This is a genomic window from Pseudomonas sp. GR 6-02 (genome assembly GCF_001655615.1).
Taxonomy (GTDB): Bacteria; Pseudomonadota; Gammaproteobacteria; order Pseudomonadales; family Pseudomonadaceae; genus Aquipseudomonas.
Window position 1 is genome coordinate 3,549,240 of record NZ_CP011567.1, and the last position, 22,240, is coordinate 3,571,479.

22 protein-coding genes and 1 pseudogene are annotated in these 22,240 nt (G+C 60.0%); 11 read left to right on the forward strand and 12 right to left on the reverse strand.

The genetic code is table 11. The features are described from left to right. Positions 1-100: 100 nt before the first annotated feature. Entirely contained in the window at positions 101-601 is a 501-nt protein-coding gene (gene tpx, locus PGR6_RS15525; RefSeq protein ID WP_018926141.1) for a thiol peroxidase, read from the reverse strand. Between the two features lie 149 nt (positions 602-750). Next, a pseudogene (locus PGR6_RS15530) lies at positions 751-1,038 on the reverse strand (polyketide cyclase); the annotation flags it as partial. A gap of 191 nt (positions 1,039-1,229) precedes the next feature. Here PGR6_RS15530 and PGR6_RS15535 point away from each other — a divergent pair. Both PGR6_RS15535 and PGR6_RS30215 read left to right on the forward strand, forming a co-directional pair. Then, entirely contained in the window at positions 1,230-1,655 is a 426-nt protein-coding gene (locus tag PGR6_RS15535) for a YciI family protein (protein WP_019579276.1), read from the forward strand. Between the two features lie 258 nt (positions 1,656-1,913). Then, complete coding sequence (locus tag PGR6_RS30215; protein WP_018926144.1) at positions 1,914-2,051, forward strand: hypothetical protein; 138 nt, start codon at positions 1,914-1,916, stop codon at positions 2,049-2,051. A 59-nt stretch (positions 2,052-2,110) separates the two neighbouring features. Here PGR6_RS30215 and PGR6_RS15540 read toward each other — a convergent pair whose 3' ends face one another. The 4 genes from PGR6_RS15540 to PGR6_RS15555 form a co-directional block, all read right to left on the reverse strand. Further along, a complete protein-coding gene (locus tag PGR6_RS15540) occupies positions 2,111-2,782 on the reverse strand; it encodes a DUF3313 domain-containing protein (protein WP_019650018.1) in 672 nt (223 codons plus the stop codon). A 120-nt stretch (positions 2,783-2,902) separates the two neighbouring features. Beyond that, positions 2,903-3,871 carry a hypothetical protein gene (locus tag PGR6_RS15545; RefSeq protein WP_082920864.1) on the reverse strand — a complete coding sequence of 323 codons (969 nt, stop codon included), beginning with the start codon at positions 3,869-3,871 and terminating at the stop codon, positions 2,903-2,905. Between the two features lie 86 nt (positions 3,872-3,957). Then, positions 3,958-4,452 carry a DUF934 domain-containing protein gene (locus tag PGR6_RS15550; RefSeq protein ID WP_018926147.1) on the reverse strand — a complete coding sequence of 165 codons (495 nt, stop codon included), beginning with the start codon at positions 4,450-4,452 and terminating at the stop codon, positions 3,958-3,960. Next, on the reverse strand, positions 4,449-6,122 hold the full coding sequence (locus PGR6_RS15555; protein WP_064618180.1) for a nitrite/sulfite reductase: 1,674 nt from the start codon (positions 6,120-6,122) through the stop codon (positions 4,449-4,451). The genes PGR6_RS15550 and PGR6_RS15555 overlap by 4 nt, the downstream gene beginning before the upstream one ends. A gap of 264 nt (positions 6,123-6,386) precedes the next feature. Here PGR6_RS15555 and ccoN point away from each other — a divergent pair, with 264 nt between their 5' ends. After that, positions 6,387-7,814 carry a cytochrome-c oxidase, cbb3-type subunit I gene (gene ccoN / locus PGR6_RS15560; protein ID WP_026286424.1) on the forward strand — a complete coding sequence of 476 codons (1,428 nt, stop codon included), beginning with the start codon at positions 6,387-6,389 and terminating at the stop codon, positions 7,812-7,814. Positions 7,815-7,829: 15 nt separating this feature from the next. Further along, a complete protein-coding gene (locus PGR6_RS15565) occupies positions 7,830-8,051 on the forward strand; it encodes a hypothetical protein (protein WP_064618182.1) in 222 nt (73 codons plus the stop codon). An 81-nt stretch (positions 8,052-8,132) separates the two neighbouring features. Here the strand turns inward: PGR6_RS15565 and PGR6_RS15570 are convergent, their stop codons facing one another. Both PGR6_RS15570 and PGR6_RS15575 read right to left on the reverse strand, forming a co-directional pair. Further along, on the reverse strand, positions 8,133-8,627 hold the full coding sequence (locus PGR6_RS15570; protein WP_064618184.1) for a hypothetical protein: 495 nt from the start codon (positions 8,625-8,627) through the stop codon (positions 8,133-8,135). Positions 8,628-8,697: 70 nt separating this feature from the next. Then, the gene (locus tag PGR6_RS15575; protein ID WP_064618186.1) at positions 8,698-9,474 is read right to left on the reverse strand and encodes a helix-turn-helix domain-containing protein; all 777 of its coding nucleotides are present in this window, start codon (positions 9,472-9,474) and stop codon (positions 8,698-8,700) included. Positions 9,475-9,552: 78 nt separating this feature from the next. Between PGR6_RS15575 and PGR6_RS15580 the strand changes: the two genes are divergently transcribed. Further along, positions 9,553-10,245: an aspartate/glutamate racemase family protein gene (locus tag PGR6_RS15580; RefSeq protein ID WP_064618188.1), complete on the forward strand. Its 693-nt coding sequence runs from the start codon at positions 9,553-9,555 to the stop codon at positions 10,243-10,245. Between the two features lies 1 nt (position 10,246). Here PGR6_RS15580 and PGR6_RS15585 read toward each other — a convergent pair whose 3' ends face one another. From PGR6_RS15585 to PGR6_RS15595, 3 genes are all read right to left on the reverse strand, one after another. After that, on the reverse strand, positions 10,247-10,765 hold the full coding sequence (locus PGR6_RS15585; protein ID WP_018926154.1) for a GNAT family N-acetyltransferase: 519 nt from the start codon (positions 10,763-10,765) through the stop codon (positions 10,247-10,249). 106 nt (positions 10,766-10,871) lie between these two features. Then, complete coding sequence (locus PGR6_RS15590) at positions 10,872-11,858, reverse strand: LysR family transcriptional regulator (protein WP_064618190.1); 987 nt, start codon at positions 11,856-11,858, stop codon at positions 10,872-10,874. Between the two features lie 92 nt (positions 11,859-11,950). Next, complete coding sequence (locus PGR6_RS15595; RefSeq protein WP_018926156.1) at positions 11,951-12,391, reverse strand: carboxymuconolactone decarboxylase family protein; 441 nt, start codon at positions 12,389-12,391, stop codon at positions 11,951-11,953. Between the two features lie 207 nt (positions 12,392-12,598). Here PGR6_RS15595 and pdxR point away from each other — a divergent pair, with 207 nt between their 5' ends. The 3 genes from pdxR (at position 12,599) to PGR6_RS15610 (ending at position 15,152) form a co-directional block, all read left to right on the forward strand. Further along, positions 12,599-14,032, forward strand: a complete 1,434-nt coding sequence (gene pdxR, locus PGR6_RS15600) for a MocR-like pyridoxine biosynthesis transcription factor PdxR (protein ID WP_018926157.1) — start codon at positions 12,599-12,601, stop codon at positions 14,030-14,032. A 123-nt stretch (positions 14,033-14,155) separates the two neighbouring features. Then, on the forward strand, positions 14,156-14,449 hold the full coding sequence (locus tag PGR6_RS15605; RefSeq protein WP_018926158.1) for a putative quinol monooxygenase: 294 nt from the start codon (positions 14,156-14,158) through the stop codon (positions 14,447-14,449). 283 nt (positions 14,450-14,732) lie between these two features. Then, complete coding sequence (locus PGR6_RS15610) at positions 14,733-15,152, forward strand: cupin domain-containing protein (protein WP_064618192.1); 420 nt, start codon at positions 14,733-14,735, stop codon at positions 15,150-15,152. A 103-nt stretch (positions 15,153-15,255) separates the two neighbouring features. On the opposite strand, the gene PGR6_RS15615 is transcribed toward PGR6_RS15610, so the two are convergent. Beyond that, on the reverse strand, positions 15,256-20,163 hold the full coding sequence (locus PGR6_RS15615; protein ID WP_018926160.1) for an NAD-glutamate dehydrogenase: 4,908 nt from the start codon (positions 20,161-20,163) through the stop codon (positions 15,256-15,258). Between PGR6_RS15615 and PGR6_RS29965 the strand changes: the two genes are divergently transcribed. The 3 genes from PGR6_RS29965 (at position 20,138) to PGR6_RS15625 (ending at position 22,239) form a co-directional block, all read left to right on the forward strand. Continuing rightward, entirely contained in the window at positions 20,138-20,557 is a 420-nt protein-coding gene (locus PGR6_RS29965) for a hypothetical protein (RefSeq protein WP_140393602.1), read from the forward strand. The two genes, PGR6_RS15615 and PGR6_RS29965, sit on opposite strands and share 26 nt — an antisense overlap. Positions 20,558-20,678: 121 nt before the next feature. Next, positions 20,679-21,032 carry a hypothetical protein gene (locus PGR6_RS15620; RefSeq protein WP_018926161.1) on the forward strand — a complete coding sequence of 118 codons (354 nt, stop codon included), beginning with the start codon at positions 20,679-20,681 and terminating at the stop codon, positions 21,030-21,032. Positions 21,033-21,279: 247 nt separating this feature from the next. Beyond that, the gene (locus PGR6_RS15625; RefSeq protein ID WP_007941298.1) at positions 21,280-22,239 is read left to right on the forward strand and encodes an AAA family ATPase; all 960 of its coding nucleotides are present in this window, start codon (positions 21,280-21,282) and stop codon (positions 22,237-22,239) included. Position 22,240: the final 1 nt, after the last annotated feature.

The window sequence follows — 22,240 nt, forward strand, 5'->3', positions numbered from 1 at the left end:
CTTTACCGGCAATTTACCTTTGGCTTACGTAACAGGAAGTTAGGACACAAATGAAAACGGCCTGGACAGGGCCAGGCCGTTAACAATTGTAAAACTTTGCTTACTTCAGAACGGCGAGCGCTGCGTCGTAGTTCGGTTCTTCAGCGATTTCCTTGACCAGTTCGCTGTGCAGGACCTTGTCGTTTTCGTCCAGAACCACGACGGCACGGGCGGTCAGGCCTTTGAGTGGACCATCGGCGATGGCCACGCCGTAGTTTTCCTTGAACTCGGCACCGCGCAGGGTCGACAGGTTCTGTACGTTTTCCAGGCCTTCGGCACCGCAGAAGCGGGCTTGGGCGAACGGCAGGTCAGCCGAGATGCACAGCACCACGGTGTTGGCCACGTCATTGGCCTGGGCATTGAACTTGCGCACGGAGGTGGCGCAGGTCGGGGTGTCGACGCTTGGGAAGATGTTCAACACTTTACGCTTGCCGGCGAAGCTCGCCAGGGTCACGTCGGACAGATTGCCGGCAACCAGGGAAAAGGCTGGCGCCTGGGAACCGGCTTGTGGCAGTTGGCCGTTGACTTGAACCGGGTTGCCTTTAAGAGTGACTTGAGCCATGAACGGAGTCCTTCTGAACGTTGATGTAGAGAATTTTGACGAGGCCGAAGTTAACCACGAAATGAGCCGGGGACCTATGCAAAAACACAAATTGTCATGAGTGGCGGGAGAGGCAAACCTGCAATTCCACAGGGCTGGATGCACGTGCACTACCCGAGCAACCGCAGCATATTGCGGTGCCGCGCCGCGAAAATCCGCCGCATGCAGGCATTCACCAGCAGCCCTTCAGTCAAAGCACCGCCAATCGCCGCATAGGTCACGCGGTCGGCGTACAGCGTACCGCCCTCTCCCGCCGCCACCCGATGCTCATGACGAAAGGCACGCAACGGCCCCTTGAGCATTTCATCGATGAAATGCGTATCGCCGACCTCCCGGATCACCACCGTCCAGTTCGACGGGATCAGGTTGAACATCCAGTGCCTGAAGCGGAACTGGGGGGGCACCTTCCGTTGGTCGTTGGATGGGTCTCACAGGAATATTTGATCGCGAGGAGGATGTCGAAAATACATCTGTTCTCTACAACATCGACTAAAACGAAAAGGACAATTTTTGTTTAGGTGCGTTGTCGATTCAAGTCACGCCCATTCGACTATGCAATGAATCACTCAACTTCAACGGAGACAAGACCATGCGATTCATGATCATTGTAAAAGCCAGCCCCGATTCCGAGGCCGGCGTGATGCCCAGCGAAGAACTGATGACCGCAATGGGCAATTACAACGAGGAACTGGCCAAGGCCGGCATCCTCATCGACTGCGATGGCCTGCAGCCCAGCAGTAAAGGTGCCCGTGTGCGCTTCTCGGGAGATAAACGCACAGTGATCGACGGCCCGTTCGCCGAAACCAAAGAGCTGATCGCCGGTTACTGGCTGTGGCAGGTGAAGTCGAAAGAGGAAGCGATCGAGTGGGTCAAGCGCTGCCCCAACCCGATGCCGGGTACAGAGGCCGAGATCGAGATTCGCCAGGTGTTCGAGGCCGAAGATTTCGGTGCCGAGTTCACCCCGGAACTGCGTGAGCAGGAAGAGCGCGTGCGGGCACAGGCGAAGAAGCACTGAAGCACACCTACACGCGACTCAGCATTCAACAATGATGTTGACTGACAATCCTTCTTCGCGAGCAAGTCCATGCCCACAGGTGATTGTGGTTGGCAAATCAGCCAAGGCTCACTCAATACCTGTGGGAGCGCGGCTTGCCCGCGAATGGACCTTCAATTCAACAAGCAAACCCGTTGACGCGACAACCACCTGCTAGAGTAAAAAAAGCCTTCATGCAGGCCATACCGAATGTCATCTTCGGAAAATGAGGAAACGTCTATGAAAGGTTTGCTTCGCGTTGCGGGATTCAGCCTGATGGCGCTTTTCGCCAGTTGTGGTGTCGGTGCCCAGACAATGCAAAGTCATGCGGCGCCGGTTGCGCTCACTGTCATACCGGCCGACATCCCGGGGGAATAGCCAAGGGGATTGATCGTTCCCATGCCTGGGAACGATCTTGCGCGAACAATAAACCCGCGTTACTTGGACTTGAATTTTACAAACGACTGATTCATGTCCGAAGCCCAGCCATCGATCACGTTTTTCACGTCATCGGCTTTCATCACCTGAGCTTCGTTTTCCAGCGGTTTGCCGGTGCCCTTGCGCACCACCTGGGCGATGACTTTGTTGGTGCCGCCGTCGAGAAACACCGCTTCGGTGGCCAGATCGGTTTGCTGATCGCGAGCACCGCTGGCGGTGGTGACGGCCGCTGCCACCAGGGCGATCGGGATCACTTCATATGGCTTGAGGCTTTCGGTCTTGCTGCTGACGGCGGTGATCGCCGCACGTACCACGATCACGCCTGGGCCGGGGCCGCTGGCCAGTGGCAGGGATTTACCCAGTTCGCGCTTGAGCGCTTGATCGTAGTAGCTGGTGATGCCGTTCAACGTGGTCTGAGGGATTTTCGCTGTCGGCTGCGGTTTGGGATAGAGCTGAGTCGGCTCGATGTAGGCACTGGTGTATTTGTTGACGTTGAGCTTGGGATCGACCCAGCGCATCACCACGGCGCCCGATGGCGACTTGGCTTCCTTGAGCTGGCTGTAGTCCTTGAGAAAGCCGGAGTACTGGTCTGGCTCGACGACTTTGCTGGCGCAACCCGCCACCCCGAGAGAGGCGATGCACAGTGTGCTCATCATTAACGCAAGCTTCATGCTTTAACTCCTGTCAGAAGGACGGCAACGGTATTGCCTACGAGAGTTACAGGTATAGCTAATGCCCGGCGTTTTTGTATCGAAAATCACAATTTTCAGCTCTCGCCACGGTCGCGGCAATCACCACGAAGACCCGCTTTTCGCTGCCAACTCCCGCCGGCTATTGGCCCGCATCGCCTTGATCAACGATACCGTGCCCACCAGGATGATCACCGCGCCAAACAGGAAGTCGATGGTGTACAACTGGAAATCGTTCAACGGCCCCACCAGGAACACCCGGATCGCGCCAATACTCACCAGCGTCGCGAGAAAGTCGATGCCCGGCTCGTCGCGATAGAACACGTGCAGCAGCGGCAGGCACATCACCAGCAACAACAGCAACACAATCACCTTGAACGAGCCCTTGCGCTCGACGCTGAACGCGCATTCGTTGGCGCCGTAGGGCTTGTATTCCTGCTCACTGATCAGCGAATTTTTCTCGTTGATGTACTCGACACGGTTGTACTTCTGGATCGGCGTAAAGGTGTTGGACATCTGCATGCTGGTGGTGACGTTTTTGAAGCGCAGGTCGACGCGCTCGTTACCCTTGAGGTAGTACAACACCGGTTTGTAACCGTAGCGGTAGGTGTCGAACGGAAAGTCGGTCGCACGCCCCTGGACGTCGATGGGCCGGGACTCAAGTTCGGCGTAGGCACTTTTGTTGACCGAAGACAGGTTACGGCTCAGGGGTTTGATCTTGACCTGTTCCATGAAAATCGGCGCAACGCCGTAGGACCACTGTAGCGGCTCCATGCGCAGCCGCAGTTCGTTGCGGCCCAGATCGTAGCGATCAAAGGTTCGCTCGGAAACGACAACCGCCCCCGAGAGCATGAACTCGCCGCGAACGTTGTTGGTGATGCGCAGCGACAGTTGATCCTTGCCCTGCCCGCCGCTATCGCTGGCCGGCGGCGTGCCGCACCAGGCGTAGCTGTCGAACGCATCCCCGAGCTGGCCGTTACGGTTCTCTTTGAACACATAAAAATAACTGCCCCACAGGGCCGCCATCAGCAACAGCGCTATCAACCCTAAAATCTTCTTGCCCGCGCCCAAACCAGACTCCTTTCTTCACCAACTCCTTATGAGACGCGGACTCTATCAAAATGCCATCATTGGCCCAAGCAAAAGATCTCGATGCCCTACCGCCGCCGAAACAACGGCCGCGGCTCGATCACCGAACGCCCATACAACACGCTCATCCCCGCCAGTCCCTTCAGCGCATCTTCGGCAGACTTGTCTTCACGCACGGCAAAGCTGTCGAAACCGCATTGGCGCATGTGGCTGAGTTGATCGCGCAGCACATCGCCAATCGCGCGCAATTCGCCTTGCCATCCGAATCGCGTGCGCAACAGATAGGCCTGGCTGTAGGCACGTCCGTCGCGAAAACTCGGGAAGTCCAGGGCAATCAGCGGCAGGTCGGGGAACCACGGAATCAGATTTGTCACTTCGTCGTCAGGACCGAGCCAGACACCTTCGAGCGCGGTTGTGGTGTCGGCGTTAAGGGCCAGCCACTGGGGTAACGGCAAGATCAGCGGCCCCGCCGGCGGTTCACCGGTCGTTTCACGAATCAACTGCCACGGGTCATCGCGCACCCACTCGGCACCGCCCTCTCGCAAACGCAGCAGATTGTTCATGCCGACACCTCCAGCACCTTTGGATAAACCCGTTCCTTGAATGGCTCCAGACCGATGCGCGCCAGGGTATCGACGAACAGTTCTTCGCTCTCGCGGTAGCGCACGAACGTGCCGATGATCCGTTCAATCACATCGGGCACTTCGGCGGCACTGAAGGACGGGCCGATGACCTTGCCCAACGCGCTGTCCTTGCCCTGGGCGCCGCCGAGGGTGATCTGGTACCACTCGCTGCCGTTCTTGTCGACGCCAAGAATGCCGATGTTGCCGATGTGGTGATGGCCGCAGGCGTTCATGCAGCCGGAGATGTTCAGGCTGATGTCGCCCAGGTCATGCAGGTAATCCAGATCGTCGAAACGCGCCTGAATCGCTTGCGCGATGGGGATCGACTTGGCGTTGGCCAGGGCGCAGAAGTCGCCGCCGGGGCAAGCGATGATGTCAGTCAGCAAGCCGATGTTGGCACTCCCCAGGCCTTGCTCGCAGGCCAGGCACCACAGCGCGTAAAGGTCTGCCTTGGGCACGTCCGGCAGGACGATGTTCTGTTCATGGGCGATGCGGATTTCGCCGAAACCGAACTGCTCGGACCATAGCGCCACCGCTTCCATTTGTTCGGCCGTGACATCCCCCGGCGGCGCGGCGATACCCGGCTTGGTCGACAGCACCACGCTGGCGTAACCCGGCACCTTGTGCGGCTGAACGTTGCGCGCCACCCAACGGGCGAACGCCGGGTGCTCGGCCAGGCGCGTGCCGAAGTCCAGGTCGGTGCCAGCCAGTGAACGGTAATCGGGTGGCACAAAGGCGCTGGCGACACGCTCATACTCGACGTCGGTCAACTGCGCCGGGCCGTCCTTGAGGTGTTGCCACTCCTCCTCCACTTCCTTGGCGAACGCTTCGATCCCCAGGGCCTTGACCAGAATCTTGATCCGCGCCTTGTACTTGTTATCGCGCCGTCCGTGGCGGTTGTAGACTCGTAGCACCGCCTCGACATAAGACAGCAAATGCTGCCACGGCAAGCCTTCGCGAATCTGCAGACCGAGAATCGGCGTACGCCCCAACCCGCCGCCAACGATCACCCGCAAGAGCATTTGCCCGCTGTCGTCGCAATAAAGATAAAGACCGATGTCATGCATCATGATCGCCGCGCGGTCCTGTTTCGCCGAACAGATGGCGATCTTGAACTTGCGCGGCAGGAACAGGAATTCCGGGTTGATGGTCGACCATTGCCGCAGGATCTCCGCCAGCGGACGCGGGTCCATCAGCTCGTCCGCCGCAACGCCGGCGAAGGCTTCGGTGGTGATGTTGCGCACGCAGTTGCCGGAGGTCTGGATCGCGTGCATTTCCACTTGGGCCAGGCGTTCGAGGATGTCCGGGACCTGGGCCAGTTCGATCCAGTTGAACTGCATGTTTTGCCGGGTGGTGAAGTGGCCGTAACCACGATCGTAGTCCCGGGCAATGCTCGCCAGAGTGCGCATTTGCCTGGCGCTCAGGGTGCCGTAAGGAATCGCCACGCGCAGCATGTAGGCGTGTTTTTGCATATACAGGCCATTCTGCAAACGCAGGGGCAGGAACTCTTCTTCGCTCAATTCGCCGGCCATGAAACGTTCGACCTGATCGCGAAACTGCGCAACACGCTCGAACACCAGGGCCCGGTCATAGTCATCGTATTGATACATGTGGCTACCTCATCAGGATTGATCGGGCTCTGCGGCTCGCTCTCGAGGTAGCGACTATGAACCTGCGGCACAGCACGTTACAGATTCAGCTAAACACTAAAAAACCGTATCAGGACGCGACTGATGGCCGCAGGCGTGCCCCGCATCTGATCCGTATAAATGAAAGTTTCCTGAGACTGTTTTGTTTCCGGCAGGGTTTCTACAGTTCATCGCATGCCAGACCGGGTGGCCTGGCAAGACTTTGCAACCGTGGAAGAACTGACCATGAGCACAGCAACAATCGGACTGGCCTATAACTACAAGGTCGTCCGCCAATTCGTCGTGGCAACCGTGGTATGGGGCGTCGTCGGGATGGCGATGGGGGTATGGATCGCCTCGCAACTGGTATGGCCCGAGATGAACCTCGACCTGCCGTGGACCACCTTCGGCCGCTTGCGTCCGCTGCACACCAGCCTGGTGATTTTCGGCTTTGCCGGCAGCGCGCAATTCGCCGCCAGTTACTACGCCGTGCAGCGCACCTGCCAGGTGCGGCTGTTCTCGGACAAACTCGCTGCATTCACCTTCTGGGGCTGGCAATCGGTGATCGTGGTGATGCTGATCAGCCTGCCGCTGGGCTACACGACCACCAAGGAATACGCCGAGATCGAGTTCTCCGGCGCGGTGTGGATGACGGTGGTCTGGCTCGCCTATGCCATCGTGTTTTTCACCACCGTGGTGCGCCGCAAGACCAAGCATATCTACGTCGGCAACTGGTTCTTCGGCGCGTTCATCGTGGTGATCGCCATGCTGCACGTGGTCAATCACCTGTCGATTCCGGTGGACTGGTTCAAGTCGTATCCGGTGTACTCCGGGGCCACCGACGCCATGGTGCAGTGGTGGTACGGGCACAACGCGGTGGGCTTTTTCCTCACCACCGGGTTCCTCGGGATGATGTATTACTTCGTGCCGAAACAGGTGGGTCGGCCGGTGTATTCCTATCGCTTGTCGATCGTGCACTTCTGGGCGCTGATCACCCTGTACATCTGGGCCGGTCCCCACCACCTGCACTACACCGCACTGCCGGACTGGGCGCAGTCCCTGGGCATGGCGATGTCGCTGATTCTGCTGGCGCCGAGCTGGGGCGGTATGATCAACGGCATGATGACGCTGTCGGGGGCCTGGCATAAGTTGCGTACCGACCCGATCCTGCGCTTCCTCGTGCTGTCCCTGGCCTTCTACGGCATGTCGACTTTCGAAGGGCCGATGATGGCGATCAAGACGGTCAATGCCCTCTCCCACTACACCGACTGGACCATCGGCCACGTGCACGCCGGCGCCCTCGGTTGGGTGGCGATGATCACCTTCGGCGCGATCTATCACATGGTCCCGAAAGTCTTCGGCCGCACGCAAATGCACAGCGTGCCGCTGATCAACCTGCACTTCTGGCTGGCGACCATCGGCACCGTGCTGTACATCGCGTCCATGTGGGTCAACGGCATCACCCAGGGCTTGATGTGGCGTGCGATCAACGACGACGGCACGCTGACCTACTCGTTCGTCGAGGCGTTGCAGGCCAGTCATCCAGGCTTCATCGTGCGGTTTGTCGGCGGGGTGTTCTTCCTCAGCGGCATGCTGCTGATGGCTTATAACGTGTGGCGTACGGTGCGGGTTGCGGATGTGAAGATGGCCGAACTTGAAGCGCAGTATGCCTGAGGCAAGGAGCCTGACATGATCGAAATGGCATTGAATCTATTGGGCGTGCTGGGGCTTTGGCTGGCGATTGAATACTGCTTGAAACAGCAGACGACCGAGAGCCTGGACGATGCCAGCCTGATTCCGTTTGCCGATGACCCCGAGGTGGCGCGGCGGGTGGAATTGGCTACCGGCAAGAGAGTGAAAGCGGTAGCGCCGCAAGAGTTGAAACCTGGCTGGGGCAACCTCGAAATCTGAGGTACACCCAATTCACTGTGGGAGCGGGCTTGTGGCCACAAAAGCCCGCTCCCACAGGGTTGAGTGTCGATCACATGGACATTAGTTGCGCTCGCGGGGAATCAGGCTCTGCAGTTGCTGCGCCAAAAAGTTTGCATCGAAGGCAAAGGTGTCCGGGTCTTTCAGGCCGTTGGTCTTGCGCCATTGCCAGGCGCTGGACGGTGGCAGGCACACCAGCGAAATACTGCCATAGCGCGCCGCGGTCAACCCCATCACGGCAAGGGAAATCTGCCCACCAACGCCCATCACGTCCGGCACAAACTCCACCGGTTTGCCGGCGATAACGACGCTCAGTTTCTCGGTCTTGAACGTCGACGTCTCCACCGGCACACTCGGCCCGGATGCGACATACGCCTCGCGGCTCACTTCCAGCAGGTTCGGTGCCAGGACCGGTGCCAGCCACTGCTGGATCTGATCGAACAACTCCCCGATGCGCGTCGCCCACACGGCCGATTGCGCTTCAAACAGTTGCTTCTTGTGCGCTTCGCTTTCTGCGTAGTGGCGAAGCATCTCGCCCAGTTGCTGTACGTCGTCCATTGCGGTGTTCCTTTGGTTGAAGCGGTGCTGCGGACTTTGAGCATGGCAGATGCGCGCTGCCGGCGTACGACTAAAAGCGCGAGCGGTACTGGCTGGGGGTCATGGCCAGGTATTTGCGAAAGGCACTGCCCATGTGGGACTGATGGGCGAAGCCGACATCCAGAGCGATGCTGGCCAAGGGCAGAGCCGTGCGCTCGATCAGCCTACGTGCGGCCTGAAGCCGCACTTCAATGAGGTAGGCGTGAGGCGTCAGGCCAATAGCCTGGGTGAAATCGCGCAGAAAGCGCAGTTCGTTGTGCCCATAGGTGACAGCCAATTGTTCCAGCGTCAGGGGGTGCTGGAACTGCTCGGCGATCTGTTCCATGACTCGGGCAAAGGCCTTGGGCGTGGCACGCTGCGTTGTATCGGTTATCGAACCCGCGACGCCAACCAGCGCCGCGGCACATTGCTCAAGCGCCAGCGGGTCGGGCTGCGTGGCGAGCAACTGACGACGAATCTCACGTGCGATGGTCAGCGCACGTCGATTGCCGCAAGACTGCACACGGTGGGCGACACTGGGTAATTGTTCGCTGGCGAACTGTTCGTCCAGCCGCATCAGCAGATACTCGCCACCGCTGGCCGATTCGGAAAACACCTCCACGCCGACCGGCGTGTACGCCAATACGCCCGGCCAGGTATCGAAATCCGTCCGCCGGTCAGAATCGATCGCATGCACGCCCTGCTGACGTTCCAGCGTCACCCCGAGGGTTTGTGACTGCGCCGGATCCCGCGCGCTGTACGGCGCACGGGGCAAAAGTTGCAGGCAGAGTCTGCCGCCCAACAGGTTCTCGCTCAGCACACCGGGCATGTGAAATTTCCTGATAGATCGGAACAAAGATCCACTGGACACTCTCTCGCAAGGGTTTGCCATTCACAGGAGCATGACATGCGCACCATCGGCCTTATCGGCGGCATGAGCTGGGAGTCCAGCGCCGAGTATTACCGTCTTATCAACCAGCAGGTACGCGACCGCCTCGGGCCGTTGCGTTCGGCGAAATTGCTAATGTACAGCGTCGACTTCGGCCCTGTCGAACAGGCCCAGCATGCCGGGCGCTGGGACGATGCGGCGGCGATTCTGGTGGATGCCGCGCAACGCCTGGAGGCTGGCGGCGCCGACTGCGTGGTGCTGTGTACCAACACCATGCACAAGGTGGCCGGGCAGATTCAGTCTGCGATTGATATTCCGTTCCTGCACATTGCCGACCCGGCCGCTCAGGCGGCGCTGGACGCCGGTGCGCTGCGGGTGGGCCTGCTCGGTACTGCATTCACCATGGAGCAGGACTTTCTCAAGGCACGTCTGACGGCCAAGGGCCTGACGGTGCTGGTGCCGGAGGCTGAAGAGCGTCAGGCGGTGCATCGGATCATCTATGACGAGTTGTGCGTCGGGGTCATCAGCGAGGCGTCGCGCCAGGTCTATCAAAGGGTGATCGAAGCGCTGACCGAACGCGGCGCCCAGGCGATCATCCTCGGCTGCACCGAGATCGGCCTGCTAATCAAACCCGAGCACAGCGCCCTGCCCTTGTTCGACACCACCGAACTGCATGCGCAGGCGGCGGTGGCGTTTGCGTTGGGCGACTGACTCAACCTTCCTTGGGCGTGCGACGCAAGCGCGCCATGCTCAGGGTATCGACCAAGCGACCGTCACGCACGGCATAGTCGCGGAACAGGCCTTCGGTCTCGAAGCCGAATTTTCGGTACAGGCCGATGGCCGCTTCGTTGTCGGCGTACACCGAGAGTTCGACCCGTTGCAGGTTCATCCAGTTGTCGGCGACATCGAGCGCCGCCGCCAGCAGCTTCGAACCGACACCCTTGCCTTGCCAAGCCACGGCGACACCCATGCCGAAGCTGCCGGCGTGGCTGCGGCGAACTCGCGAAAACTGTTCCAGACCGATGTTGCCGATGACCGTTCCCTGGTGCAGCGCCACCAGTTTCACCGCCCGTTCGTTGTCGGCCATCAGGCGTTGGCGCCAGACCTCGGTGGACTGAAACGGCATCTGCAGCACCTGACGGGCCACAGCCGGGTCGTTGTAGAGGGCGGTGACGCCCTCGATGTGGGATTCGTTGAAGCGTTCGAGGGTAATGACGGAGTCGGCGGGCATGAATGTTTCGTCCTTGATGCGTACATGGCCGCTTACTCTATAACGGCGCAAACCCATGTGGCGAGGGGGCAAGCCCCCTCGCCACAAAGGTGTTCTTGCCAGAAGCTCAGTCAAGCTGCTCGAACCACTCCCGCCGCTCGTTGAAGGTGTTGCGGATCAGCTCGACGATGCCCTGCACCTCGGCCTCATTTCGGGAATCGGCATTGACCGCCATCCACACCTGGCGCTGCATCGGTTGGTTGAACAGCCCGGGCAACGCCAGCAGCCCTCGATCGAATCGGCTCATGTAGTGCGGCAGCAAACCGATGCAGGCGCTGCAGCGGATCATCTCCAGCATCAGCTCATAGGAATGCAACTGCACCACTCCCGCCAGACGCTGCTCCACCAGACTGTTCCACGGCCCGAAGGCGCCGACCTGGCGGTCGTGTTGCCATTGCACCAGCATGAAATCGGCCAGGTCGCCCAGGCTGTCCGGGCGGGCCGCGACCCGCGAGTAACGTTTGGCAATGTGCGGCAGATAGTCCAGCCGTGCCAGACGCTGGGGCTCGCTGATGGCGAAACTGGGGCCGGGCGATGGCGAATCGGTGCCCGCCAGCCACACCACCACATCGGCGCTGATCGCCCGCAGGGACAACTCGCTGTCGAGGGAAATGATGTCCAGGCGCACACTGGCGTTGCGCCGTAGCAGCGCGACCAGGTCGCGACCGAGGATGTCGTGCAGGATCGACTCGGCCACGGCCAGGCGAATCAAGGGCTGTTCAATCACCGGCAAGTCGCGTTCACGGGCCAAGGCCATCAACTGCGCCTGAAGCTGCAACCCGTCACGACTGAGGGCAAAGCCATTGCCCGAATGGCAGAACAACGAGCGCTGCAGTTGTGTTTCAAGTTGCGCCAATTGTTTACGCAACTGGGTCGACTTGATATTGAGACTGCGGGCCGCCTGCATGAAACAGCCACAGCGGGCGCTGACCCTGAAAGACTGCAGCAACACCGGATCGATTCCGGCTATCCGTGAGTGTAAGGCGTTACTGTGTTCTACGGGCGAATGGTACTCGGCCACGCCCTGACGCCCGGCGGATTCCATGAATGACATTGATGACTCCCTGTCGATCTGTCCTTGAGCGTTTCATCCTGCTGATTGTTCATGAACCTGATGTGACAAGCGGGCAAAAACCAAACCAATAATCAACCGCCGGGGGTTTGCCGAAAACTCACCGCCAGGCGATTCCAGCTGTTGATGGCGCTGATGGCCATCGTCAGGTCGACCAATTCCCCTTCACCGAACTGCTCCCGGGCCAGTGCATAAACATCGTCCGGCACATGGCTTTGCGCGAGCAGGGTCACCGCTTCGGTCCAGGCCAGGGCCGCCCGCTCCCGAGGGCTGAAAAAGCCGCTGTCGCGCCAGACCACGATTGCATACAGCCGCCGATCGGTCTCGCCGATACGACGTGCGTCCACCGAGTGCATGTCAGTGCAGAAGGCGCAGCCATTGAGCTGCGAGGCGCGGATCTTGATCAGGTTCAGCAACGCCGGTTCGATGCTCAGATCACGGGTCAAGGCCTCCATGGCGATCATGGCTTTCATCGCCTTGGGCGATGCGCTGTAGTAATCCAGGCGAACGGTCATGGCGGCGGCCTCGTGGCGCGAATCGGTATCTCCACGTTAGGCGCTGATGCACGAGCGTTACAGAGCCAATTCAGCGAAAAAGCCATGGACCGCCCGACAGAAGACCAATCGCCGGTTTTTCACCCACACAACTTCTGTGCAGTCACTCATGCAGGTAATCTGGCGCGACGCACAGTCGCCTCACAATCGCCCAGGAGCCCCGCCGGTATGGAACTTCACGTTGTCATCAACGGCCGCAAGGATCTGGCAGGCCAGCTGTACCGGCAACTGCGCAGCGCCATTGAATCCGGGCGCCTGGCAGCCGGCACGCAGCTGCCGCCCAGCCGTTTGCTGGCCGAACAACTGGGGATTTCGCGCAAGACCATTTCCGACACGTATGCGCAACTGACCTACGAAAACTTCCTCACCGGGGTGATCGGCAAAGGCACCTACGTCAATGCCCGGGCGGCAAAAGTCGTCCGTAAACAGAGCCATTCGGAATTGGCCAGCTTCGATGTCATCGAGAGCTGGCGCAAGTTGCCGACGTTCTTGCGCCACCCGACGCTGGAAGGCTCGCTGCGCTACGACTTTATCGGTGGTGCAACCAGCAAGGGCCAATTTCCGCAGGACGACTGGCGCCGTTGTACCTCCCATGCCTTGCGCCAGATCGCCGGCTCCAAGGGTTTCTACAGCCAGCCCGAAGGCCTGCCGGCGCTGCGCAATGCAATCGCACAGCACATCGCATTTTCCCGCGGGGTCAATTGTCGGGACGAAGACGTTGTGGTGTGCAATGGCGCGCAGCAAGCGCTGGACCTGATTTCCCGGGTGTTGACCCAACCGGGCAGCCTCGTGGCCATGGAGGACCCCGGTTACCCTCCTGCGCGCCTGTTGTTCGGGACTCATGGCGCAACGGTGGTCGGCGTGCCGGTCGATGCGCAAGGCATCCAGGTCGAGCACATTCCCGACGGCACGCGGCTGATTTATGTCACCCCCTCGCACCAGTTCCCCTTGGGCATGCCCATGAGCCACGAGCGTCGGCTGGCGTTGCTGGAACGGGCCCACGAACTGGGGGCGATCATCATCGAGGACGATTACGACAGCGAGTTCCGCTATGAAGGACGGCCCACCGACTCGCTGCAAAGCCTGGATGAACGAGGCATCGTCGCCTACGTCGGCACCTTCTCGAAGACCCTGTTGCCGGAGTTGCGGCTGGGGTATGCGATTTTGCCGCCGGCGATTCTCGAAGCGGTGATCAGCGCCAAGCAACTCACCGACCGGCACACCTCCACCCTGCCCCAATGGGCGCTGGCCAAGTTCATCGCCGAAGGCTGTCTGCTCAAGCACATCCGGCGTTGCCACACGATTTACGCCGGGCGCCGCGAACGGATCCTGGCGCGGATGGCGGGCGACCTTTCGCCATGGTTCGAAGCGGTGCCGACCACGGCCGGGTTTCACATGGCGGTACTGTGCAAGGTGCCGGTCGATATTCCATTGGTGATCGAACTCGCGAAAAAAGTCGAAGTGGGGCTCTATACCCTGGACGACTTTTTTTACCAGCAAACGCCACGGGCCGGGCTTTTCCTGGGATTCGGGGCGATCGAAACCCTGGACATCGACATCGCCCTGGACCGTTTGCGGGACATTTTGCAGCAGGTTGGTTGACGGATTGGTCTGCGGTTTTATCCGGTGATTGGCTATTGGCGGCCCAAGGGGGCAGGCCTATCCTGCATGGGCGTTATCCCTCAATGAGCAGGATTCGTCCGGCCTGATTCAGGAGTGTGAGTAATGTCCAACCAAGTGTTCAACACCGTAAAGATACGAGCTGCCGCCGGTCGCTCGGACGAACTGGGCAAACAACTGCAAAAGATTGTCGACACCCTGCGCGAACTTCCGGGCTGTGACGGCTATATGGTCGACCGCTGCCCCGAAGACGACACCCGCTGGACGGTCAGCGCCCGCTGGCAATCGGAAGCGGCCATGCAAGCGCATTTCAATCGCCCCGAAGTGCAAGGCTTTATCGGCCTGATCGACAGCCGACTGGCCAATGCCGTCGACTTCAACAGCTTTCCTATCGTCTGACAAACACCTGTGGCGAGGGTGCTTGTCAGATCGCCGCACCGTCCCGCTCGTCTGCGCAGCAGACGTAAACCCAGCGAACGCAGTCTGTCTGGCTCTTTGCGCCCACCGGTTTTGGGGCCGCTGCGCAGCCCAACGGGAGCAAGCTCCCTCGCCACAGTTCATCACCCTTTAGCTCTTCGCACTCGTGATTGGTCCCCTCACCTTCCGGAAAATTGGCCGTTTGATTGCCCGACGGCGCGGCTTACCGTGGTCCCTGACGACTCACCACCACAGGTAATCAACCATGAATGCACTTCGTTTTATTGCCGCCTCTCTCACCGCCCTGACGCTAACCGTTTCAGCCTCGGCATTCGCCGACAAAACCGCCGCCCCTTCGGAAAACGTCACCATCCTGCAGGACCAGATGCTGAAAAACGCACCTGGCAAAAAAGCCTTGATGATCGAAGTCGATTACCAGCCGGGCCAATCTTCCATTGCCCATAAACACCAGGGTACGGCCATGGCCTACGTGCTGTCGGGGGAGATCACTTCTCAAGTCAAAGGCGAAAAAGCGATTACCTACAAGGCTGGCGAATTCTGGTATGAGCCGGCCGGTTCGGAACATCTGGTCTCGAAAAATGCCAGCGCCACCCAACCCGCCAAGCTGTTGGTGTTCATGGTGTTGGCCCCGGATGAGAAAGTGTTGATTCCTTTGCAGAACTGATCGCTGAGGCGAAGAGGCCCGACCAGCCCCCCCCCCAAAAAAACCGTCAGGCAAAAAAAAGCCCCGTCTCTCTCGAGACGGGGCTTTTTCATTCAACGCTCAATCAGGCAGCCGGTTCCAGCTCGGCACCCGCAGTAGCGGTGATAACGGCAGGTACTACCGTTTGACCGCTCAACGCGACATCCAGCAATTCACGGTTGGCCACCGCGTACATGGCGTAATCAGTGCCACTGGCGGCACGGATTTCCACCAGCATGGCGCGCCAGCGTTCGATCATGCCTTCGTTCTGCTCCATCCACAGCTCCAGGCGTGTTTCCACGTCCTGGGTGCCGTCGCCCTGTTGCAGGACCGAGATGGTGATCGCACGTTGTTGCCAGTCGACGTCATCGCGGAACGCTTCACGGGCCAGGGCTTGCCAGTTGTTTTCAACCGGCAGGGCGCTGATCTGTTGCAGGTACCAGGTGATGTCCAGCGCACTGCCCACGGCGAAGTAGGCCTTGGCCACATCTGCTGGATCCTGGCCGGTCACGTCGGAGGCTTCGATGATCGGCAGCAGGGTGTACAGGTGCGTGGTGCCAGCCACCATGCGTGCCAACAACTCCGGCACACCGGCTTCGACGTACGCCTGATAGCGAGCCTGCCAGGTGTCGCGAATCTCGCCACTGAGCAGTTCGTCAAGCTTGAGGCCCAACTCCTTCAGGTGCGGACCGAAATGCGCGACGTCACGGGCGGCGTTCTGCTCGTTGCGGCGGGCACGCAGGAACCAGCGCGTAGCGCGACGGCCCAGACGCATCAGCTCGTCCATCAGCTCCAGTTGTACGTCGGCCGAGACCTGATAATCCAGGGCTTCGATCTGACGGAACCAGTGCGGGAGGTGGAAAATGTCACGCACGATCACATACGCACCGGCCACGTTCGCCGGGCTCATGCCGGTCGACTCTTTGAGCCGTTGAACGAAGGTGATGCCCATGTGGTTGACCAGATCGTTGGCGATCTGGGTGCTGACGATTTCGCGCTTCAGGCGGTGACGGCGCATGGCGGCAGAGAACTTGCTGACCAGCGTCGGCGGGAAAGCGGTTTCCATGTCGCGGGTCAGGTAGTCGTCGTCCGGCACCAGGGAGCCCAGCAACTGCTCCTTGAGGTCGATCTTGCTGTAGGAGATCAGCACCGACAGCTCGGCACGGGTCAGGCCATGGCCTGCCGCGACGCGCTCGTTGATCGCGTCTTCCGACGGCAGGAACTCGATGGCGCGATCCAGCTTGCCACGGGCTTCCAGATCGTTCATCAGGCGCTTGTATTCAGCGATCCGTGGCAAGGCACGACGGGCCGCCAGGGACAGTGCCTGGGTCTGCTTGTAGTTGTTGCCCAACACCAGGCCACCGACTTCGTCGGTCATGCTCGCCAGCAACTGGTTACGTTGCTTGTCGGTCATGTCGCCGGCCTGAACCACTTCGTTCAGCAGGATCTTGATGTTCACTTCGTGGTCGGAGCAGTCCACGCCACCGGCGTTGTCAATGAAGTCGGTGTTGGAACCGCCGCCATTGAGGCCGAACTCGACACGACCCAGTTGGGTCATACCGAGGTTGCCGCCCTCGCCCACAACCTTGCAGCGCAGTTCGTTACCGTTCACGCGCAGTGCATCGTTGGCCTTGTCGCCGACATCGGCGTGGCTTTCGCTGCTGGCTTTGACGTACGTGCCGATACCGCCGTTCCACAACAGGTCTACCGGTGCCTTGAGCAAGGCATTGAGCAGTTCGGTCGGGGTCAGCTTGTCGGCCTGAATGTCGAAGCGCTCTTTCATCTGCTCGGAGATGGCAATGCTCTTCGCGCTACGGGAGAAGATACCGCCGCCTTCGGACATGATGCTGGTGTCGTAATCCGACCAGGCCGAACGCGGCAGGTCGAACAGGCGCTGACGCTCGGCGAAGCTGCTGGCAGGCTCCGGGTTCGGGTCGATGAAGATGTGCAGGTGGTTGAAGGCTGCGACCAGTTGCAGCTTGTCGGACATCAGCAAGCCGTTACCGAACACGTCACCGGCCATGTCGCCGACGCCCACCACGGTGATGCTGTCTTCCTGGACGTTGATACCGCGTTCGCGGAAGTGGCGTTGTACGCCGACCCACGCGCCCTTGGCGGTGATACCCATTTTCTTGTGGTCGTAACCGGCGGAACCGCCAGATGCGAACGCGTCGCCGAGCCAGAAGCCGTAGTCGATGGCGATACCGTTGGCGATGTCGGAGAAGGTCGCAGTGCCCTTGTCCGCCGCCACCACCAGGTACGGGTCATCGTCGTCATGGCGCACGACATTGGCCGGTGGTACCAGCGCACCGTCTTTCAGGTTGTCGGTGATGTCCAACAGGCCCGAGATGAAGATGCGGTAGCAGGCGATGCCCTCGGCCGCGATCTCGTCACGGCTGCCGCCCAGTGGCAGGCGACGCGGCAGGAAGCCACCCTTCGCACCCACCGGCACGATGACCGAGTTCTTCACTTGCTGGGCTTTTACCAGGCCCAGGACTTCGGTGCGGAAGTCTTCTTCACGGTCGGACCAGCGCAGACCGCCGCGAGCCACGTTGCCGAAGCGCAGGTGCACGCCTTCGACGCGCGGCGAGTAAACGAAGATTTCGAACTTCGGAACCGGCTTCGGCAGCTCTGGAATCTGGTGCGGGTTGAACTTGAAGCTGAAGTAGGACTTGTTCTGACCGTGAGCATCGGTCTGGTAGAAGTTGGTCCGCAGGGTCGCCTTGATCAGGTCCAGGTAACGACGCAGGATGCGGTCTTCGTTGAGCACCTGAACATCGTCCAGTGCGCTCAGAATCGCGTGTTCCAGGCGTTGTTGCTTGTCTTCCAGGTCGTCACTGGCCAGCTTGCGCGCCAGGTAGAAACGGGTTTTGAACAACCGGGTCAACTCGCGAGCGATGTCGGTGTGGTTGTTCAGGGTGCTGGCGATGTAACCCAGGTCGAAACCCAGACGGATCTGCTTCATGTAACGGGCATAGGCGCGCAGCAGCGCCACGTCGCGCCATGGCAGGCCGGCGGTCAGTACCAGACGGTTGAACGCATCGTTCTCTGCATCGCCACGCACGATGTGGACGAAAGCGTCCTGCAAGGTGTCGTTGAGTTGCTGGATGTCGAGTTCCAGGCCTTCGGCAGCCGTGAACGCAAAGTCGTGGATCCAGAACTCGCGACCGCTGTTGTGGCGCAGGCGATACGGGAATTCACCCAGTACGCGCAGGCCGAGGTTTTCCAGGATTGGCAACACATCGGACAACGCCAGCGGCGTGTCGGCGTGATACAGCTTGCAGTGCAGCTCACGTTGGCCCGATACCTGACCCAGCGGCTGATAGAAGCTCATCACCAGCGGATTCTTTTCGCTCAGGCTCAGCAGGTGCTGCATGTCGACCACAGCCGAGTGGGCGGCGAAGCGCTCGCGGTAACCGGCCGGGAAGCCTTTCGGGAAGTCGGCCAGCACGTTGGTGCCCTGGGCTTCGCCGAAGCTCTCGACCACCAGGCTGGCGTAGTCGTCCTGCCAGCTGCGGCAGGCCTGCACCACTTCTTTTTCCAGCAGAACCGGGTCGATGTCCAGACGGTTCTTCGGGTCGACCCGCAGAATCAGCTGCACACGGGCCAGCACGGATTCGGAGAAGAAGGTCCAGAACTCGCAGTCAGAGGCTTTCAGACGATCCATCAGCACTTGCTGGATCTTCTGGCGCACTTCGGTGGAGTAGATGTCACGCGGCACATAGGCCAGGCAGTAGCAGAAACGACCGTACGGGTCTTTGCGCAGGAATACGCGGATCTTGTTGCGTTCCTGGATCTGCACGATCGACATCACGGTGGCGAACAACTCATCCACCGGCGTCTGGAACAGGTCATCGCGAGGCAACACTTCAAGTACCTGGGCCAGTTCCTTGCCCAAGTGAGCCTTGGCCTGGAAGCCCGAGCGCTGCTCGATGATCTCGACCTTGCGACGGATGTAAGGAATGACCCGCACGCTTTCGCCATACACCGACGAGGTGTACAGGCCCATGAAGCGGCATTCCTTGATGACCTTGCCGTTGGCATCGATCTGGCGGATCGACACGTAGTCCGGGTAGGCCGGACGGTGGACACGGCTTGGGTGTGCCGCCTTGGCGAACGACAGCGGCGTCGGTTCACGCAGGTAGTTGACGGCGTAGTCTTCGATGCGCAGGTCATCGACGGTCAGGCCGGCGCGCAGCAGCTTAGTCAGGCCGAGGAACGAGCTCTGGTCATAGTCGATGTGACCGCCGTTCTGATCCTCGCCCACCACGAACTCTTCGTAGCCCAGGAAGGTGAAGTGGTTGCCCACCAACCATTCCAGGAAGCTCTTGATTTCGGATTTTTCTTCGGCGTCGATGGCGAACTGGCTATTGTCGATGCCTTCGATCAGCTCCTGGACCTTGGCTTTCATCGGTTCGAAATCGGCGACCGCAACGCGGACTTCACCGAGAACCTGCTCCAGCTCTTTGGTCAGGACATTCAATTCGGCCGTGTTGGCGCAACGGTCGATTTCCAGGTACATCAGCGATTCTTGCAGAATGCCTTCACCCTGGGTGCCTTTCGGCAGGATTTCCAACAGCTCACCCTTGCTGCCGCGACGCACGCTCAGCACAGTGGTTTGCAGGGTATGAATGCTGTAGCCGCGACGGTTCAGCTCGGTACGCACCGAATCCACCAGGAATGGCAGATCGTGGTGCAGCACTTCGACCGCGGTGTGGGTCGACTGCCAGCCGTGGCGTTCGTAATCGGGGTTGTAGACACGCACTTGCGATTGAGCGTGATCGAAGCGCTCAAGCAGGCGCCATGCAGAAAGGGTGCAACCGGCGAGGTCGGACAACCGACGTTGGGTCAGCTCGTCGAGGGAAATGATGCCGAAAAATTGTTCGGCGAACAGCGCCACTTGTGGCAGTGCCTGTTCACTGATGTGCTGCGCCAGTGCCGCTTGCAGTTGGTGCTGGAAGTCGGCTTTGCTGGCTGCGGTGAAGAACGCCATCTGTGGTACTCCGCTTGGGCTTGTTATTGATGGAAGCGTCGCGTGCAAACCCCTTTCGGGGCAATCCGTCACCCTGTTCCTGATTCTCGGGCAGAGGAAACAGGACGACAGTTGGGTGAAGCTGGACGAGACACTCAGGTCACATTCACCTTCCATTGAATGGGCATCTGCAAAAACGACTGGCGGGGCTACCATCGCAGCCATCGTCAATGCCTTTACGGGTGCTCATCCGTTGCGCAGCTTAACCAGTGCGGCAAGGGCCGTGCTTGCAGCGCTGCGACATATTCGGTCATCGGCACGTAACTCGTGGCATGCGCCTCGAACAACACTAGCAGCCGTGCAGGAAAACGGGCGTTTTATGCCCGGATTTACGGCACCTTCGTACCAGAAATGACTCGAGACGCATCGGATGTTCACAACACATCCTCTGACACTCAGCCAAGCAGAAATTCCCCAGGGCTGGCAGAATTGCCGTTTGTTGTGTTCACAACGCTCGCCGAGCCAGGATTTTTCCCATGCAAATGACAACCGACCTCTTGATCGTCAATCCGTGCGATGACGAGGAAGACAATCTGGCCATGCTCTGCTGCACCAGTGCCGAGGGCGAAATGTTCCTGATGAGCCGCTTTCCGGACGAGGACGAGCTGGAGATCATCTTCCACGACAAGCCTTCGGCCCTGGATGGCGTGAAAGTCACCCTCAGCCCTGACCGTCTGCTGATCGAAATCGCCGCCGTGGACGCCGATGCGCTGGGTGGCAATGATTCGCTGGAAATCCTGCACAGTACCGATGCCAGCGATCTGGCTGAGGTGGAAGAAACCTTGCAGAACATCCTCAATGGGATTGGTACTTACATCAGCGAAATCTGATGGCGGTTTAGTGATCGTTCCCACGCTCTGCGTGGGGATGCAGCCTGTGACGCTCTGCGTCACGATTTTAAAGCGGGACGCAGAGCGTCCGGTGATGCATTCCCACGCAGAGCGTGGGAACGAGCGTTAATCCGCACAATTCTACAAAATGCCGTTAGTCGGCGCCCCCCGCGATGGATTAAAGTAACGCCCCCAGCCCTGGCGTTATTCGAACGTCTTCGGTCACCCTTTCCAGGAACAGTCATCGATGGAACATCGTGAAGCGCTGCTCGCGCTGCGAACCTTTCTTTCAACGCAGATTCTCGGCCAGGAAAAACTCATCGAGCGCTTGCTCATCGCCTTGCTCGCCGACGGTCACATGCTGGTCGAGGGCGCCCCGGGGCTGGCCAAGACCAAGGCCATCAAAGAACTCGCCGAAGGCATCGAAGCACAGTTCCATCGCATCCAGTTCACCCCCGACCTGCTGCCGGCCGACATCACCGGCACGGAAATCTATCGCCCGGAAACCGGCAGCTTCGTGTTCCAGCAAGGCCCGATCTTCCATAACCTGGTGCTGGCGGACGAAATCAACCGTGCCCCGGCCAAGGTCCAGTCGGCCCTGCTCGAAGCCATGGGCGAACGCCAGGTCAGCGTCGGGCGCAGCACCTACGAGCTGTCGCCGCTGTTTCTGGTCATGGCCACGCAAAACCCCATCGAGCAGGAAGGCACCTACCCGTTGCCCGAAGCCCAGCTCGACCGGTTCCTGATGCACGTGAAAATCGGCTTCCCCGACGCCACCGTCGAACGACGGATTCTGCAACAGGCCCGTGGCGAAGCACTGCACGGCGAAACCAAACCTGAACGCCGGGTCAGCCAGCAGGCGATCTTCGCCGCGCGCAAGGAAATCCTCGGGTTGTACATGGCCGACGCCGTGGAGGAATACCTGGTGCAACTGGTCATGGCCACCCGGATCCCGGCCAAGTTCGACCCGGAAATGGCCGAATGGATCGCCTACGGCGCCAGTCCACGCGGCTCCATCGCCCTCGACCGTTGCGCCCGGGCGCATGCCTGGCTGGCCGGTCGCGACTTCGTCAGCCCCGAAGACATTCAGGCGGTGCTGTTCGATGTGTTGCGTCACCGCATCATTCTTTCCTTTGAAGCCGAAGCCGCTGGCATCGACCAGGACCGGGTGGTCCAGCGGATTCTCGACGTCGTAGCCGTCGCTTGAC